We start from the raw sequence: 15,570 nt of genomic DNA on the forward strand, positions 1-15,570 counted from the left end.
TTTGCCCGTTAGCTATATCGCGCTTGGATTTCCACGTCTGCTTCGCCAAAAGGCCGCGATGCGTTTGCGATTGCCCTCCATCATGGCCGGTCTGGCCGCCCTTGCCGGGATCGGCATAGGGGGCGGCGCGGTGCTCGCCCAGATCGAAGGGCAGACGCGCGGCGTCGCGCCGGTCGACAATGGCGGATCCTACGAAGTCACCGGCGTCGCGGTCGACGTGTCGGGCAAGACACCCGAGGCCGCCCGGCTGGGCGGCTGGCGGATCGCCCAACGCAAGGCCTGGGCGATATTGGCGCAGCGGTTGGGACGCGGCGGCACCGCGGCGTCGGACGGTCTGCTCGATTCGCTGGTCAGCGGCATCGTGGTCGAGAACGAACAGATCGGTCCGACCCGCTATGTCGCCAAACTGGGCGTTTTGTTCGACCGGGTTCGCGCGGCCTCGGTGCTGGGCGTGTCGGCCTATGCCGACCGCTCGCCGCCGATGCTGGTGATGCCGCTGCAGGTGTCGGGCGGCGTGTCGCAGATGTTCGAGGCGCGTACCCCCTGGCAACAGGCATGGGCGCGGTTCCGCACCGGTAACAGCACGATCGATTATATCCGCCCCTCGGGCACCGGCGCCGAGCCGCTGTTGATGAATGCCGGGCAGATCGGACGGCGCTCGCGCGGCTGGTGGCGCTCGATCCTCGACCAATATGGCGCGTCGGATATCCTGATTCCCGTCGTCCATCTCTATCGGCAATGGCCGGGTGGTCCGGTGATCGGTGTGTTCGAGGCACGGCACGGGCCCGACAATATTTTGCTCGGGACGATCACCTTGCGTGTCGGCAGCACCGACGGGTTGCCTCAGTTGCTGGATACCGGCGTCGCGCGCCTCGACGGGCTGTACCAGAAGGCCCTGGCCAGCGGCGCGTTGCATCCCGACGCCACACTCGCCCCGCCGCCCAAGCCGCAGGCCGTCGTCATCGACGATACGACGCCGGGCGAGGAGCCGATCGCGGGACTCGATGCCACCATCGCGTCGTCGGGCGCGGGGATTGCCGTGACGCTGCAATATGATGCGCCGACCGCCAGCGCCGTCGCCAATGCCGAAAGCCTGGTCCGGGGCATTCCCGGCGTGGTGCGCGCGGGCACGACCAGCCTGGCGCTGGGCGGCGTGTCGATCATGGCCGTCACCTATGACGGCGACCCCGATCAGCTTCGCCGTGCGCTTGAGCAGCGCGGTCTTCAGGTGTCCGGATCGGGCACCACCCTTCGCATTCGGCGCGCACCGCAAGTGCCCGCGCCGGTGCCTCCTACGGATACTGTGACGACCGGATGAACCAGATGGCGCTGCCGCTGCAATGGCCGGCGGACCCCCGATCCGATGCCTTCCTGCTGACCGATTCCAACCGAATGGCGGCACGGATGCTCGAACAATGGGAAGCGTGGCCGACCATGGCCGCGATCCTCACCGGCCCGCGCAAGTCGGGCCGGTCGCTGCTGGCGCGCATCTTCGCGGCCAAGAGCGGGGGCACGATCATCGACGATGCCGAGCGCGTGCCCGAGGTACAGATCTTCCATGCCTGGAACCGGGCGCAGGCCGACCGGCTGCCGCTGCTGATCGTCGCCGATTCGCCGCCGCCGCGCTGGCAGGTGAAGCTGCCCGACCTGCGTTCGCGCCTGGCGAACAGCAGCCTGGCGGAGATCGGCGCGCCCGATGATGAACTGGTCGCCGGACTGTTCGAGCATCTGTTCGAGCGGCGCGGCCTGGATGCCCGGCCCGATCTGATCGAATGGCTGACGCTTCGGATCGAACGGAGTCACCTTTCTGTCATCCGCGCAGTGGATATGCTCGACCAAGGGGCCATGGAACGGCGCGCGCGCTTGTCCATTCCCCTTGCACGATCCACTCTGATCGCGGCCGGTCTGATCGCCGAGCCGTAAGCCTTAAGCGAGACATGATGACCCGTCCTGCCCATATCGCGCAAATGTCGGAACCCGACGACGATCATTTCGCAACGGAGCCGAATGGGCGGTACTTCAACCGCGAGTTGTCATGGTTGGCCTTCAACCGGCGCGTGCTGGAAGAGGCGTGCAACACGGAGCACCCGCTGCTGGAACGGTTGCGCTTCCTGTCGATTTCGGGATCGAACCTCGACGAGTTCTTCATGGTGCGTGTGGCGGGCCTGAAGGGGCAGCAGGCGCAGGATGTCGAACAGCGGTCGGTCGATGGCCTGACGCCTGGCCAACAGCTGAGCGGCATCGTGGCCGAGGCGGATCGCCTGATGGCGAGCCAGCAGGAAGTCTGGGGCGACCTGCGCAACCTGCTGGACGAGGCGGGCATCTTCGTTTTGCGGCGCGACGCCATCGACCAGGAGGCAAGCGCCTGGCTAGAGACGCATGTTCGCGAACAGATTTTCCCGATCCTGACCCCGCAGGCGCTCGATCCGGCCCACCCGTTCCCGTTCATTCCAAACAAGGGGCTGTCGATGATCTTCGACCTGACCCGCGTATCGGACAAGGCGCCGATCCGCGAGCTGGTGATGATCCCCGCCACCATGCCGCGCTTCGTCCGTCTGCCGGGTGAGGGCGCACGCTATGTCTCGATCGAGACGATCCTGCGCCGGTTCTCCGGGCTGCTATTCCCGGGATATGTCGTCAACGGTGCCGCGACCTTCCGCGTGCTACGCGACAGCGATATCGAGATCGAGGAAGAGGCGGAGGATCTGGTCCGCTATTTCGCCAACGCCATCAAGCGGCGGCGGCGCGGGCGGGTGATCCGGCTGGAGCTGGAAACGGGCATGCCCGACGAACTCGCCGACGTGCTGCGTGGCGAGTTGGGTGGCGTGGATGCGATCATTACCGAGAGCGGCAATATGCTTGGGATCGGTGACCTCGATACCCTGGTCGACTCGGATCGCCCCGATCTGAAGTTCCCGCCTTATGCACCCCGCTTTCCCGAGCGAATCCGCGAGTTTGCGGGCGATTGCTTCGCCGCGATCAAGGCCAAGGACATCGTCGTCCACCACCCCTATGAGACGTTCGAGGTGGTCATCGCCTTCCTGAAGCAGGCGGCGGCGGACCCCGATGTCGTGGCGATCAAGCAGACGCTCTATCGTGCGGGCAAGCAGTCGGCGATCATCAACGCCCTGATCGCGGCGGCCGAGGCGGGCAAGTCGGTGACCGCGATCGTGGAGCTGAAGGCGCGCTTCGACGAAGAGCAGAATCTCTACTGGGCCTCCGCGCTGGAGCGGGCGGGCGTGCAGGTCGTCTACGGCTTTATCGACTGGAAGACGCATGCCAAGGTGTCGATGGTCGTCCGGCGCGAGGGGAGCGATTTTCGCACCTACTGCCATTTCGGCACGGGCAATTATCACCCGATCACCGCGCGTATCTATACCGACCTGAGCTTCTTCACCGCCGATCCGCTGCTCGGGCGCGATGCGGCGCAGATGTTCAATTACATCACCGGCTATGTCGAACCCGTGGCCATGAACCGGGTCAGCCTGTCGCCGCGCGATCTGCGCCACAATCTGATGGCCTTGATCGATGCCGAGATCGCCCATGCCCGCGCCGGGCGGACCGGCAGCCTGTGGGCGAAGGTCAACTCGCTGGTCGATCCGCAGGTGATCGAGAAGCTGTACGAGGCGAGCGGCGCCGGGGTCGAGATCGACCTGATCGTGCGCGGCATCTGCTGCCTGCGTCCCGGCGTGCCCGGCATGTCGGAGAATATCCGGGTCAAGTCGGTTATCGGCCGCTTCTTGGAGCATAGCCGTATCTGGGCGTTCGGCGACGGCAAGGCGCTGCCGCACGACGCGGCCAAGGTCTTCATATCCTCGGCCGACTGGATGCCGCGCAATTTCGACCGGCGCGTCGAATATATGCTGCCGATCCTCAACCCGACCGTCCATGACCAGATCCTGGACCAGGTGATGGTCGCCAACCTGCTCGACAATGAACAGAGCTGGGAATTGGAGCCGGACGGCAGCTATGTCCGCGACCAGCCCGGCGATCGCCCCTTCAATCTGCATCGGTATTTCATGACCAATCCCTCGCTTTCGGGGCGCGGCGCCGCGCTCGACACCAGCAAGGCGGTACCGACTTTGTCGCTCCGGCGGCAGCGTTGACGGGCGACCGCTGAGAAATGGCAGGCTCCCGCGCGCCGCGCACGGCGATCATCGATATCGGCTCCAACTCGGTTCGCCTGGTCGTCTATCAGGGGCCGCCGCGCCTCCCCGCGATCCTGTTCAACGAGAAGGTGATGGCGGGGCTGGGCCGGGGGCTGGCTGCGACCGGCGCGATCGATCCGGCTTCGCTCGGCAAGGCGCAGGTCGCGCTGGCCCGCTTCGCCAGCCTGGCACGCGAGATGGGTGTCACGACGCTGCGCACGGTCGCGACGGCGGCGGTGCGCGACGCGGCCAATGGCGGCGAACTGATCGCCTGTGCCGAATCGCTGGGGCTGGAGGTCGAACTCCTGTCGGGCGAACAGGAGGCCAAGGCGGCGGGCGAGGGGGTTCTCTCCGCCATTCCCGATGCCGATGGGATCGTCGGTGATCTGGGCGGCGGCAGTCTGGAACTGGTGCGTGTCCGTGACGGCGGCGTCGAGGACCGCGTGTCCTTCCCGCTGGGCGTGCTGCGTATCCCGGCGCTGCGTGAAAAGGGCAGCAAGGCGTTCGAGCGCTTTATCGGCCGCCTGATCGAGGAAGCCGGCTGGGAAGGGCGCGGCCGCGGTTTGCCTTTCTACCTCGTCGGCGGATCGTGGCGCGCGCTGGCGCGGCTGGACATGACGCTGGCCGATTATCCGCTGCCGATCATCCATCATTACGAACTGACGCCGCTCGACATTTTGCGACTGTCGCGGACCATCCCGCATCTCAGCAAGGCCCGCCTGCGCGAGGTGAAGGGACTATCGTCCAGCCGCGCCGCGACGCTGGCCGATGCCACCGCGCTGCTCAGCGTGCTGCTGAAGCATCTCGGCAGCAGCACGACCGTGGTTTCCGCCTTCGGCCTTCGTGAGGGGCTTCTCTATGGCGGACTGGATGCCAAGACGCGTGCGCTCGATCCGCTGATCGTCGCGGCGCGCGAGGAAGGGCGGCTGCTGGGGCGCTTCCCGGAGCATGGCGATCTGCTGGAAAGCTGGATTGCGCCGCTGTTCGCGGGCGAGGCGGCGGCGGAGGCGAGGCTGCGTCATGCGGCCTGTCTGCTGGCCGATGTGGGATGGCGGGCGAACCCGGAATTTCGCGCCGAGCGTGGTGTCGAGATCGCCCTTCACGGCAATTGGGTCGGCATCGATGCAGAGGCGCGTGCCATGCTGGCGCAGGCGCTCCACACCAGTCTGGGTGGTGGCCTGGACGTGCCGTCGCCGTTGGCCGAACTTGCCAGCCCTGCGCAGTTGAAGCTGGCTACCAGCTGGGGGCTCGCCATCCGGCTGGGTCAGCGGCTCAGCGGTGGATTGGCCGGGCCGCTGGAACGGACGGGCCTCGTCCTGGACGACACCCGCCTCGGCCTGGAGATGCTGGACGCAGACCGGGGCTTTTATGGCGAAGCGGTGGAGCGTCGCCATGCGACACTCGCCACCGCCCTGGGCAAGGTGCCGGTCCGGCTTACCCGCACTTGAGCCGGTCGACCCGGCCTTCTGCGTCGGTTTCGATGTTCAGTCGGTCGGGGCGATAATCCATCGTCACCGCGTCGCCCGGTGCGATGACCCGCAACTGCTGAACACCGGCGCGCTTCTGCGTCGGCACGCGTAGTGCCTCGGTCCAGCGCTTGCCGATCAGATCGGCCACCTTGGCGTCACCGCAACCCGATACATCGGCGAGCCCTTGAGCTTTTGGCGTCGTCATGCAGGCGGCGAGCGGCAATAGGGCGAGCAGGACGGCCGAGCGGATCATGCCGCGTCCTCGGCCGTACGGACCATCTTCAGTTTGCCGCCCTTCACGACGAAGCCGGTGCGGCCCTCGACCAGATCGAGCGCGTCGCGGCCGAACTGTTCGAACCGCCAGCCGTCGAGGACCGAGAGGTCGGAGCGGACGCCCGCCGCCAGCATTTCCAGATCGTCGGCGCGGGCGAGCAGGCGCGGTGCGACGTCGATGTCGCGCGCCCGGATCTTCAGCAGCAGCTTGAGCAGATCGGCGACCAGCGCCCCCTCGCGCCCCAGTCCCGGCTTGCGGTCGTCGCGGGCGGGAAGTTCGTCGGCGCTCAGCGGTTCGGCACCGTCCAGCGCGTCCATCAGGCGCGCGCCGATGTCGTTGCCCGCCCAGGTCGCGGACAGACCGCGGACCTTGGCAAGGTCCGCCTGCTTGCGCGGCGGATGCCCGGCCAGGTCGGCCAGCGTCTCGTCCTTGACGATGCGGCCGCGCGGCAGGTCCTTGGCCTGCGCCTCCAACTCGCGCCACCGGGCCAGCGCCTTCAGGCGGCCGAGCATGTCGGGCTTGCGGCCCGAGACCCGCACGCGCTTCCAGGCCACGTCCGGGTCGTTGGCATAGTGTGCCGGGTCGGCCAGCCGCTCCATTTCCTGGTCCAGCCACGCGCCGCGTCCGGTCTTGCGCAGCCGCTCCAGCATCTTGGGGAAGATCGCGGCGAGATGGGTGACGTCGCCGATCGCATAGTCGACTTGGCGTTGGTCGAGCGGACGGCGCGACCAGTCGGTGAAGCGCGCACCCTTGTCGACCGATATACCCAGCCAGCTGTCGACCAGGTTCGAATAACCGATCTGCTCGCCCTGACCCAGCGCCATCGCCGCGATCTGGGTGTCGAACAGAGGATGCGGGGTCTTGCCGGTCAGGTTGTAGATGATCTCGATATCCTGGCCGCCCGCGTGGAAGACCTTCAGAACCTGATCATTATTGACCAGCAGGTCGAGCAGCGGGGTCATGTCCAGTCCCGGCGCCTTGGGATCGATCGCGGCGGCCTCTTCGGTGTCGGCGATCTGGATCAGGCAAAGCTCCGGCCAATAGGTGCTCTCCCGCATGAACTCGGTATCGACCATCACATAGTCGGCCTGCGAGAGGCGGGCGCAAAGATTGGCGAGCGTGGCGCTGTCGGTAATCAACGGATGAACGTGCATCGCATGCACATAGCCCGACCCGCGCGGGTTGACAAAGAGGAACGCGCGCGAAGGCCGTTCGGCCACATTGGGATTGACAAAAAGGGGGCGGGCGGGGAAGCGGCAGCACTTTCCCCCGACGTACAGAGAATGTCCGCCATGCACGCCTATCGTACTCACACCTGCGCCGCGCTGACTGCTGAGGCGGTCGGCGAGACGGTCCGCCTGTCCGGCTGGGTCCATCGCAAGCGCGATCATGGCGGCGTGCTGTTCGTCGATCTGCGCGACCATTACGGCATCACCCAGATCGTGGCGGACAGCGACACGCCTGCGCTCGCCATCTTGGAGAGCGTCCGGGTCGAGTCGGTCGTGACGATCGACGGCGTGGTGAAGGCGCGCTCGGCGGGGACCGTCAATGCCAACCTGGCGACCGGCGAGATCGAGGTGTTCGCACGCGGCGCGACCGTGCTGTCGGCGGCCGAGGAACTGCCGATGCCGGTGGCGGGAGAGCAGGAATATCCCGAGGATATCCGCCTGCGCTACCGCTTCCTCGACCTGCGCCGCGAGACGCTGCACGCCAATATCGTGCGCCGCACGCAGGTCATCTCCGACATGCGTCGCCGCATGGAGACGGCGGGCTTCACCGAATATTCGACGCCGATCCTGACCGCGTCCTCGCCCGAGGGCGCGCGCGACTTCCTGGTGCCGAGCCGTATCCATCCAGGCAAGTTCTACGCACTGCCCCAGGCGCCGCAGCAGTATAAGCAGTTGCTGATGGTCGCGGGCTTCGACCGCTACTTCCAGATCGCGCCCTGCTTCCGCGACGAGGATCCGCGCGCGGATCGCCTGCCGGGCGAATTCTACCAGCTCGACCTCGAGATGAGCTTCGTCACCCAGGAAGAAGTGTGGGAGACGATGGAGCCGGTGATCGGCGGCATCTTCGAAAAGTTCGCCGATGGCCGCACTGTGACCCCGATCGGCCAATTTCCGCGCATTCCCTATTCGGAATCGATGCTGAAGTACGGCAACGACAAGCCCGATCTGCGCAACCCGCTGATCATCACCGATGTCTCCGAGCATTTCACGACCTCGGGCTTCGGCCTGTTCGAGAAGATCGTCGGCTCGGGCGGCGTCGTCCGCGCGATCCCGGCGCCCAAGACCGCCGAGAAGAGCCGCAAGTTCTTCGACGAGATGAATGAGTGGGCGCGTGCGGAAGGTCATGCGGGCCTGGGCTATGTCACCCGCAAGGGCGGCGAGTTCGGCGGTCCGATCGCCAAGAACCATGGCACCGAGGGCATGGAGGCGATCTACACCGCGCTTGGCCTCGGCCCCGATGACGGCCTGTTCTTCGCGGCGGGCAAGGTCGAGGCGGCGGCCAAGCTGGCAGGGCTGGCGCGGACCCGTGTCGCCGAGCAGCTGGGCCTGATCGAAGAGGGCGCGTTCCGACTTTGCTGGATCGTCGACTTCCCCTTCTACGAATGGGACGAGGACGAGAAGAAGGTCGAGTTCGCGCACAATCCCTTCTCGATGCCGCAGGGTGGCATGGAGGCGCTGAACTCCGCCGATCCGCTGTCGCTCAAGGCGTACCAGTATGACTTGGTCTGCAACGGCTTCGAAATCGCCTCGGGTTCGATCCGCAACCAGAGCCCTGAGCTGATGGTCGCCGCGTTCGAGAAGGTCGGCCTGTCCAAAGCCGATGTCGAGGAACGCTTCGGGGGCCTCTATCGTGCCTTCCAGTATGGCGCGCCGCCGCATGGCGGCATGGCCGCCGGTGTCGACCGTATCGTCATGCTGATCTGCGGCGCGCAGAACCTGCGCGAGATCTCGCTGTTCCCGATGAACCAGCGTGCCGAAGACTTGCTGATGGGGGCGCCCAGCCTGCCCAGCAACAAGCAGATGCGTGAGCTGTCACTGCGCTCGACGGCCGAGCCGAAGAAAGACGTGGATCAGGTGGTCGCTGGCTGACCCGGTTCTTCAGGGTAAGGAAAAGGGCGGGCGCCGGATGCGGCGTCCACCCTGTTTTTGTCTCGGGTCCGGGTCGGGGACCCGGACCGAGTTCCTTACGCCGCAGCCAGGGCGGGAACGGCGGGCTGGAAATCGCCGTTTTCGTTCATCAGGTGCAGGACGCCATCGGCGATCGCAAAATAGGCGCCGCGCAGGGTCAACGTACCCGCATCCTCACGCTTGGTGACGAAGGGGAAGGTACGCAGATTCGCGATGGAGGTACGGACCGATTCCAGCTCCATTTCGCGCATCGCATCGGCATCGGCACCGTCGCCATGCTTGGCGATGACCTTTTCACGGGCACCGTCGAGCAGGCTGACCCAGTCCGAAACGAAGCCGCCTTCGCCCTGAGGCGCATGCGCGAAACCTTGCGTCAAAGCGGCCTTGCAGCCGCCGCAGGCGCCGTGGCCCATGATGACGACATCGGTCACTTCCAGCTGCGTCACCGCAAATTCCAGCGCGGCCGAGACGCCGTGATGACCGCCGCCCGTCTCGAACGGGGGGACGAGGTTGGCGACGTTGCGCACGACGAAGATTTCGCCCGGCAGCGTATCGAAGATCTGCGCCGGATCGACACGGCTGTCCGAGCAGGCGATGACCATCACCTTGGGGCTCTGGCCTTCCTTCAACTCGGCCCAGCGGTCGCGCTGGCGACGCCAATCGGAGGTCCGAAAGCGCTGATAGCCATCCACGAGGTCGTTAAAGTCGGTCATTGCTCTCTCTTATCCAGTAAAGGAAACGATGCTGTAGCAGGCGAACCCGAGCATGGCCGTTTCGGTTCCATATCAAAATGTGTCTGTCCACCGTTATGTTCGCTGCGCTCGTGGGCATTGTGTCGAGCGGGCAGCATCGCTATTTCGCGGGCATGAACGAGTTGACACCGTTGGCCGCGCCGGTGCGCGCGCGCAAGCCGGACTGGATCCGCGTCAAGGCCCCGACGAGCGCCGGTTTTGCCGCGACCCGCGAGCTGATGCGTGCCAAGAGCCTGACGACCGTCTGCGAAGAGGCCGCCTGCCCGAACATCGGCGAATGCTGGTCGAAGAAGCACGCGACCGTGATGATCCTGGGCGACACGTGCACCCGCGCCTGCGCCTTCTGCAACGTGAAGACCGGCATGCCGCGCAAGGTCGATGCGATGGAGCCGCAGAACGTGGCCGACGCCGCGGCGCAGATGGGCCTGAAGCATATCGTCGTCACCTCGGTCGACCGGGACGATCTGCCCGACGGCGGCGCGTCGCAGTTCGTGAAGGTGATTGAGGCGCTGCGCCGGACCACGCCCGACACGACCATCGAAATCCTGACCCCGGACTTCCGCAACAAGGCGCAGGCCGCGATCGAGTCGATCGTCGAGGCGCGGCCGGACGTCTACAACCACAATCTGGAGACGGTCCCCCGGCTCTATCCGACGATCCGGCCGGGCGCGCGCTATTATGCCTCGCTGCGCCTGCTGGAGAGCGTCAAGCGCCACGACCCATCCATCTTCACCAAGTCGGGCGTGATGCTGGGTTTGGGTGAAGAGCGGCTGGAGGTCCATCAGGTGATGGACGACATGCGCTCGGCCGACATCGACTTCCTGACCATGGGCCAGTATCTCCAGCCGACGCCGCGCCATGCCAAGGTCGCGGAGTTCGTGACGCCCAAGGCCTTCGACGCCTATGCCGCGATCGCGCGGGCCAAGGGCTTCCTGCTGGTCGCCAGCTCGCCGCTGACCCGCTCCAGTTATCATGCGGGTGACGATTTCGAGCGGCTGCGGTCGGCCCGCGAGGCGAAGCTCGCAAGCGCGCGCTGATGCCCAAGCATAGCGAGACGCGGCATCTGCCCTACACACCGGAGCAGATGTTCGATCTGGTCGCCGACGTCGCCCGTTACCCGGAGTTCTTGCCCTGGGTATCGGCGATGCGGGTCCGCTCGGACACGCCGACCGAAACGGTGGCCGACATGATCGTCGGCTTCAAGGGGCTGCGCGAGACCTTTACCAGCCGCGTCACCAAGGACCGGCCGGGATCGATCGACGTCGAATATCTCGACGGCCCGCTAAAGTATCTGCGCAACAACTGGCGCTTCCGCCCGGAGGAGCAGGGCTGCGCTGTCGACTTCACCGTCGACTTCGCGTTCAAGAACCGGGTGTTCGAAATGCTGGCGGGGCAGGTGTTCGGCACCGCGCTCCGCCGCATGATCGGCGCGTTCGAGGATCGCGCCGCCAAGCTTTACGGCAGCAACAGCTCCAGCGCCAACAGCGCCGCCTGAAGCCGGATACCACCGCGCCCGATATCGCCGAACTCATGGCGTTCGGCCTTCACATCCTCGGGATCGCCGCCGCGTAGCGCCTGGGCGAAGACGACGGTTCCGACCGGCTTCTTTGCCGTGCCGCCACCCGGCCCCGCGACGCCGGTGATGGCGACCGCCACGTCCGCCTCGCTGGCCGCCAGCGCACCCTGCGCCATGCCCCAGGCCGTGGCGGTCGAGACGGCGCCGAAGGTCTCGATGACTTCCGGATTGACCTTCAACAGGCTGATCTTCGCCTGGTTGGAGTAGGTTACGAACCCCGCCTCGACGACGTCGGACGATCCGGGGATTTCGGTCAACGCCGCCGCGACCAGACCCCCGGTGCAGCTTTCGGCCAGTGCCACGCGGCGACCTGCCGCGCGGTTGGCGACGACGACGCGCTCGGCCAGTTCGATCAGCTCGCGGGGGAGAAGGACGTCCATATCAGTTTCCGTTGGTGCAGAGCGGCAGGTCGGGCACGGCCACCTGCCGCCCCCGTGCCTTTTCGGTCTTGAGATATTGCAGGGCGGTCACGACCACCCCGGCCATGTTGCGCGGGGGCAGGGGGGCAAGCTGCGTGACCAGCCGGTCGATCGTCCCGCAATCCTCCAGCCCGATCCGTCCTACGATGAACGGGACGAGCAGCGAGGTAAGCAACGGCCGGGCATAATCCGATTGCAGCAACGTATCGATCGCCGGATCGGACAGCTTGACGATCGCGGCCTTGGCGGCGGGCCATGCCTGATCGGCGGCACTTTCATATCTCGAGATCAGCGAGCCGCCGCCCCGGATCAGGCTGCTGGCGGGCAGGCGCGCACCGCAGACCCGGCCCGTTTCGCGCAATATGTCGGGCATGGCGACCAGCGTCATCGCCTCCGCCTCGGGCCCGGTGATGCAGGCCCTCTGCGCCGTTGCCACTTCGGGTGCGACGAGGGCAGCCAGCGCGACGATCAGGCCCAGCCGCTTCATGCCGCCGCTCCACCGGGCAGGCGGACGGTCGCCACCGCCTGGGTCGCGATACCTTCGCCACGCCCGGTAAAGCCCAGCCGCTCGGTCGTGGTGGCCTTCAGGCTGACCCGGCTCTGGTCGATGTTCAGCAGTCCGGCGATCCGCTCCACCATGGCGGCGCGGTGCGGGCCGATCTTGGGTGCTTCGCAGATGATGGTCAGGTCGACGAAATCGATCCGACCGCCCTTGTCGGCGATCAGCTTGGCGGCATGTTGCAGGAACTGGCCCGACTCGGCACCCTTCCACTGCGGATCGCTGGGGGGGAAGTGGGCCCCGATATCACCAGCGGCGATCGTACCGAGCAATGCATCGGTCAGCGCGTGGAGCGCGACATCGGCGTCGCTATGCCCCGACAGGCCCTGATGATGGGGGATGAGCACGCCGCCCAGCCACAATTCCTCGCCATCCTCCAGCCGATGGACGTCATAGCCCATGGCGGTCCGGGTTTCCCAGGTCAGGCGCATATCGGCTCCGGTCATGTCGTCGGGATAGGTGATTTTCTCGAGCATGGCATCGCCCTGCACCAAAGCGACGCGCCCGCCAAGCCGTCGCACCATCTGCGCGTCGTCCGTCGCTTCCGCTTCGGCGGGCCAGGCGGCGTGAGCGGCGATCACGGCTTGCAGATGAAAAGCCTGGGGGGTCTGGACGCGGACCATGCCGTCGCGGGGGACGGTTTCGCCCAATGCATCGTCCAGCGACCGGGCGAGCGTGTCGGCCACGGGCAGGACAGGCATCGCCCCATCGGCAGCCTTTAGTCCTGCCAGCACCCGGTCGATGACGTCGGCCGACAGGAACGGACGCGCGGCGTCATGGATCAGCACCTGCGTCACGCCGTTCAGCGCGAGGTGGCGAAGCCCGCGCGCCACCGATTCCCGCCGACTGGCACCGCCCGCCTCCATCCACGCGTCAGGTAGGATCGACCGGGCATGATCCATCTGCTCCTCCGCGACCACCGTCAGGACGGTGTCTACGGCAGGGTGGGAGGCGAAGGCGGCATGGCTCCAGCCGAGCATCGGCCGCCCACCAAGGTTGCGAAACTGCTTCGGTATGCCGCCGCCCATGCGGGAACCCCCGCCCGCCGCGACGATCAGTGCGGCGATCTTTCCATCCTGGCTCATGTCGTCCGCCTAGCGGCTTTTCGCCGCACTCGCCAATCTTGCCTTGACGCGCCTCTTCCCGTATAGCGACTGCTTAATTTTCAGGCAGTATGATGCGTAATCTCGCTCCCATCCAGGTCGGTCCGGTGACGATCGACAGCCCCGTTGTGCTGGCGCCGATGACCGGCGTCACCGACATGCCGTTCCGTACGCTTGTCCGCCGCTATGGCTCGGGCCTCAACGTCACCGAGATGATCGCCAGCCAGGCCGCGATCCGGGAAACGCGCCAGTCGATCCAGAAGGCCGCCTGGCATCCGTTGGAAGAGCCGGTGTCGATGCAGTTGGTCGGCTGCACCCCCTATGAAATGGGAGAGGCCGCCAAGCTGAACGCCGATCGCGGGGCCGCGATCATCGACATCAACATGGGCTGCCCGGTGCGCAAGGTCGTCAACGGCGATGCGGGCTCGGCGTTGATGCGCGACCTGAAGCTGGCCTCGGCCATCATCGAGGCGACCGTCAAGGCGGTCGATGTGCCCGTCACGCTGAAGATGCGGATGGGCTGGTGTCATGACAGTCTGAACGCACCCGAACTGTCGCGGATCGCCGAGGATATCGGGGTCAAGATGATCACCGTTCATGGCCGCACCCGCAACCAGATGTACAAGGGCAGTGCCGACTGGGCGTTCATCCGCAACGTCAAGGACGCGGTGTCGATCCCGGTCATCGCCAATGGCGATATCTGCTCGATCGACGATGCCGACAAGGCGCTCGACCAGTCGGGGGCGGATGGCGTCATGATCGGACGTGGTGCCTATGGCCGTCCCTGGCTGCTGGGTCAGGTCATGCACTGGTTCGCCACCGGCGAACGTCGCGAGGATCCAGCGCTCGACGAGCAATATCGTGCCGTTACTGAGCATTATGACGCGATGCTGGATCATTATGGCACCGAGACTGGCGTCAACATGGCTCGCAAGCATATCGGCTGGTACACCCGTGGCCTGCACGGCTCTGCCGAGTTCCGCAACACGGTAAACCACGAAGCCAGCGCCGACCGGGTCAAGGCGATGCTGTACGATTTCTACATGCCGCAGATCGAGCTTGCAGCGGCTGCCTGACACGGCGGGTCACGGTCGGCCCGGTTTCGGCGCGCTGTTCGCGGCGCTGCCGGTGGCCGTGGTCGTGGTCGATCCCGACGACCGTATCGCCCATGCCAATGGGCTGGCCGAGCAACTGCTCAACTTGTCCGAGCGGCTGATGACCGGGCAGCCGCTCGCCGCGATCCTGCCGCCGCCGGACGCGCCCCGCAGTCGGGACGGGCATGGCTTTGCCGTTTACGACACGGTGATCGCCACACCGCATGGCCCTAAAATCCGGGTCGATTTCGTCGAGGCGCAAATTCCCGACTATCCCGGCTGGCGCGCCATCACTCTGCATAGTGCAGGTCCTTCGCGGCGACTGGCCCATGCGTCCGACCGTAGCGCAGGTGCGCGGGCTGCGGTGGGGGCTGCCGCGATGCTGGCGCACGAGATCAAGAACCCGCTGTCAGGCATCCGGGGGGCGGCGCAATTGCTCAACGGTGGCGAACTGACCACGCTCATTACGACCGAGGTCGACCGTATCGCCGCGCTGATCGACCGGATGCAGGATTTCAGCGATACCCGGCCGCTGCCGCTGGCGTCGGAGAATATCTATCCGCTGCTCGGCCACGCCCGTGGCGTTGCTTTGGCGGGCTTTGCACGAGGCATTCCCATCGAGGAGCGGTTCGACCCTTCGCTGCCTCCTGCACGCATCAACCGCGATGCGCTGCTCCAGATCGTCATCAACCTGCTGAAGAATGCCCGCGAAGCCGTTCGTGCGGTTCGCAACCCGCACATCGTCCTGACCACCGCCTATCGTCATGGCATGTCGGTCAGCGCAGGCGAGGGGCAACCCCGTCTGCCGCTGCCGATCGAGATTTGCGTGATCGACAATGGCCCCGGCGCACCCGCCGACATCGTCGATCACTTGTTCGACCCGTTCGTGTCGGGGCGACGCGAGGGGCAGGGGCTGGGCCTCGCGCTTGTCGACAAGCTCGTTCGCGACATGAGCGGGATCATTCAATATGCCAGGGAGGGTACGCCGGAAATGACGGTCCTCCGCCTGCTTCTTCCGAGAGCCCATCCATGAGCCGCC

15 protein-coding genes are annotated in these 15,570 nt (G+C 66.1%); 9 read left to right on the forward strand and 6 right to left on the reverse strand.

The window, feature by feature from the left end; all coding sequences use genetic code 11:
* The first annotated feature begins 58 nt into the window (after positions 1-58).
* The 4 genes from NS355_RS02760 to NS355_RS02775 are packed head-to-tail and all read left to right on the forward strand — an operon-like array spanning position 59 to position 5,596.
* Positions 59-1,318, forward strand: a complete 1,260-nt coding sequence (locus NS355_RS02760) for a hypothetical protein (protein WP_058744302.1) — start codon at positions 59-61, stop codon at positions 1,316-1,318.
* Entirely contained in the window at positions 1,315-1,923 is a 609-nt protein-coding gene (locus NS355_RS02765) for an HdaA/DnaA family protein (protein WP_042482335.1), read from the forward strand. The genes NS355_RS02760 and NS355_RS02765 overlap by 4 nt, the downstream gene beginning before the upstream one ends.
* A 17-nt stretch (positions 1,924-1,940) precedes the next feature.
* Positions 1,941-4,106, forward strand: coding sequence for an RNA degradosome polyphosphate kinase (locus tag NS355_RS02770; RefSeq protein ID WP_058744303.1), 2,166 nt, complete (start codon positions 1,941-1,943; stop codon positions 4,104-4,106).
* 17 nt (positions 4,107-4,123) lie between these two features.
* The gene (locus NS355_RS02775) at positions 4,124-5,596 is read left to right on the forward strand and encodes a Ppx/GppA family phosphatase (protein WP_058744253.1); all 1,473 of its coding nucleotides are present in this window, start codon (positions 4,124-4,126) and stop codon (positions 5,594-5,596) included.
* Here NS355_RS02775 and NS355_RS02780 read toward each other — a convergent pair.
* The gene (locus tag NS355_RS02780) at positions 5,583-5,870 is read right to left on the reverse strand and encodes an I78 family peptidase inhibitor (RefSeq protein ID WP_058744254.1); all 288 of its coding nucleotides are present in this window, start codon (positions 5,868-5,870) and stop codon (positions 5,583-5,585) included. The two genes, NS355_RS02775 and NS355_RS02780, sit on opposite strands and share 14 nt — an antisense overlap.
* Entirely contained in the window at positions 5,867-7,045 is a 1,179-nt protein-coding gene (gene rnd / locus NS355_RS02785) for a ribonuclease D (RefSeq protein ID WP_058744304.1), read from the reverse strand. The genes NS355_RS02780 and rnd overlap by 4 nt, the downstream gene beginning before the upstream one ends.
* 138 nt (positions 7,046-7,183) lie before the next feature.
* Here rnd and aspS point away from each other — a divergent pair, with 138 nt between their 5' ends.
* Entirely contained in the window at positions 7,184-8,989 is a 1,806-nt protein-coding gene (gene aspS, locus NS355_RS02790; protein ID WP_058744255.1) for an aspartate--tRNA ligase, read from the forward strand.
* Between the two features lie 95 nt (positions 8,990-9,084).
* Here the strand turns inward: aspS and NS355_RS02795 are convergent, their stop codons facing one another.
* Positions 9,085-9,741 (reverse strand): carbonic anhydrase, encoded by a 657-nt coding sequence (locus tag NS355_RS02795; protein ID WP_058744256.1) that lies wholly within the window; start codon positions 9,739-9,741, stop codon positions 9,085-9,087.
* A gap of 152 nt (positions 9,742-9,893) precedes the next feature.
* On the opposite strand from NS355_RS02795, the gene lipA reads away from it, so the two are divergent.
* The gene (gene lipA, locus NS355_RS02800; protein ID WP_056435333.1) at positions 9,894-10,817 is read left to right on the forward strand and encodes a lipoyl synthase; all 924 of its coding nucleotides are present in this window, start codon (positions 9,894-9,896) and stop codon (positions 10,815-10,817) included.
* The gene (locus tag NS355_RS02805) at positions 10,817-11,275 is read left to right on the forward strand and encodes a type II toxin-antitoxin system RatA family toxin (RefSeq protein WP_058744257.1); all 459 of its coding nucleotides are present in this window, start codon (positions 10,817-10,819) and stop codon (positions 11,273-11,275) included. Before lipA ends, NS355_RS02805 begins: the two co-directional genes overlap by 1 nt.
* On the opposite strand, the gene NS355_RS02810 is transcribed toward NS355_RS02805, so the two are convergent.
* Genes NS355_RS02810 through NS355_RS02820 form a run of 3 tightly spaced genes read right to left on the reverse strand, consistent with a single transcriptional unit; the run spans position 11,236 to position 13,419 of the window.
* A complete protein-coding gene (locus tag NS355_RS02810; protein ID WP_056434885.1) occupies positions 11,236-11,736 on the reverse strand; it encodes a CinA family protein in 501 nt (166 codons plus the stop codon). The two genes, NS355_RS02805 and NS355_RS02810, sit on opposite strands and share 40 nt — an antisense overlap.
* Before the next feature lies 1 nt (position 11,737).
* Entirely contained in the window at positions 11,738-12,262 is a 525-nt protein-coding gene (locus NS355_RS02815; RefSeq protein ID WP_058744258.1) for a hypothetical protein, read from the reverse strand.
* Positions 12,259-13,419, reverse strand: coding sequence for a bifunctional 2-C-methyl-D-erythritol 4-phosphate cytidylyltransferase/2-C-methyl-D-erythritol 2,4-cyclodiphosphate synthase (locus tag NS355_RS02820; RefSeq protein ID WP_058744259.1), 1,161 nt, complete (start codon positions 13,417-13,419; stop codon positions 12,259-12,261). The genes NS355_RS02815 and NS355_RS02820 overlap by 4 nt, the downstream gene beginning before the upstream one ends.
* A gap of 92 nt (positions 13,420-13,511) precedes the next feature.
* On the opposite strand from NS355_RS02820, the gene dusB reads away from it, so the two are divergent.
* Together dusB and NS355_RS02830 are read left to right on the forward strand one after the other, a co-directional pair.
* Complete coding sequence (gene dusB, locus NS355_RS02825) at positions 13,512-14,513, forward strand: tRNA dihydrouridine synthase DusB (RefSeq protein ID WP_058744305.1); 1,002 nt, start codon at positions 13,512-13,514, stop codon at positions 14,511-14,513.
* Positions 14,497-15,564 carry a two-component system sensor histidine kinase NtrB gene (locus NS355_RS02830; protein WP_058744260.1) on the forward strand — a complete coding sequence of 356 codons (1,068 nt, stop codon included), beginning with the start codon at positions 14,497-14,499 and terminating at the stop codon, positions 15,562-15,564. The genes dusB and NS355_RS02830 overlap by 17 nt, the downstream gene beginning before the upstream one ends.
* Positions 15,565-15,570: the final 6 nt, after the last annotated feature.

It is taken from the genome of Sphingomonas yabuuchiae, assembly GCF_001477495.1.
Taxonomy (GTDB): Bacteria; Pseudomonadota; Alphaproteobacteria; order Sphingomonadales; family Sphingomonadaceae; genus Sphingomonas; species Sphingomonas yabuuchiae_A.

What these genes read in the sequence shown, in the direction of transcription:
- NS355_RS02760 (WP_058744302.1), top strand. Translation starts at nt 59, where the DNA reads ATGCGTTTGCGATTGCCCTCCATCATGGCCGGTCTGGCCGCCCTTGCC.
- NS355_RS02765 (WP_042482335.1), top strand. Translation starts at nt 1,315, where the DNA reads ATGAACCAGATGGCGCTGCCGCTGCAATGGCCGGCGGACCCCCGATCC.
- NS355_RS02770 (WP_058744303.1), top strand. Translation starts at nt 1,941, where the DNA reads ATGACCCGTCCTGCCCATATCGCGCAAATGTCGGAACCCGACGACGAT.
- NS355_RS02775 (WP_058744253.1), top strand. Translation starts at nt 4,124, where the DNA reads ATGGCAGGCTCCCGCGCGCCGCGCACGGCGATCATCGATATCGGCTCC.
- NS355_RS02780 (WP_058744254.1), bottom strand. Translation starts at nt 5,870, where the DNA reads ATGATCCGCTCGGCCGTCCTGCTCGCCCTATTGCCGCTCGCCGCCTGC.
- rnd (WP_058744304.1), bottom strand. Translation starts at nt 7,045, where the DNA reads ATGCACGTTCATCCGTTGATTACCGACAGCGCCACGCTCGCCAATCTT.
- aspS (WP_058744255.1), top strand. Translation starts at nt 7,184, where the DNA reads ATGCACGCCTATCGTACTCACACCTGCGCCGCGCTGACTGCTGAGGCG.
- NS355_RS02795 (WP_058744256.1), bottom strand. Translation starts at nt 9,741, where the DNA reads ATGACCGACTTTAACGACCTCGTGGATGGCTATCAGCGCTTTCGGACC.
- lipA (WP_056435333.1), top strand. Translation starts at nt 9,894, where the DNA reads ATGAACGAGTTGACACCGTTGGCCGCGCCGGTGCGCGCGCGCAAGCCG.
- NS355_RS02805 (WP_058744257.1), top strand. Translation starts at nt 10,817, where the DNA reads ATGCCCAAGCATAGCGAGACGCGGCATCTGCCCTACACACCGGAGCAG.
- NS355_RS02810 (WP_056434885.1), bottom strand. Translation starts at nt 11,736, where the DNA reads ATGGACGTCCTTCTCCCCCGCGAGCTGATCGAACTGGCCGAGCGCGTC.
- NS355_RS02815 (WP_058744258.1), bottom strand. Translation starts at nt 12,262, where the DNA reads ATGAAGCGGCTGGGCCTGATCGTCGCGCTGGCTGCCCTCGTCGCACCC.
- NS355_RS02820 (WP_058744259.1), bottom strand. Translation starts at nt 13,419, where the DNA reads ATGAGCCAGGATGGAAAGATCGCCGCACTGATCGTCGCGGCGGGCGGG.
- dusB (WP_058744305.1), top strand. Translation starts at nt 13,512, where the DNA reads ATGCGTAATCTCGCTCCCATCCAGGTCGGTCCGGTGACGATCGACAGC.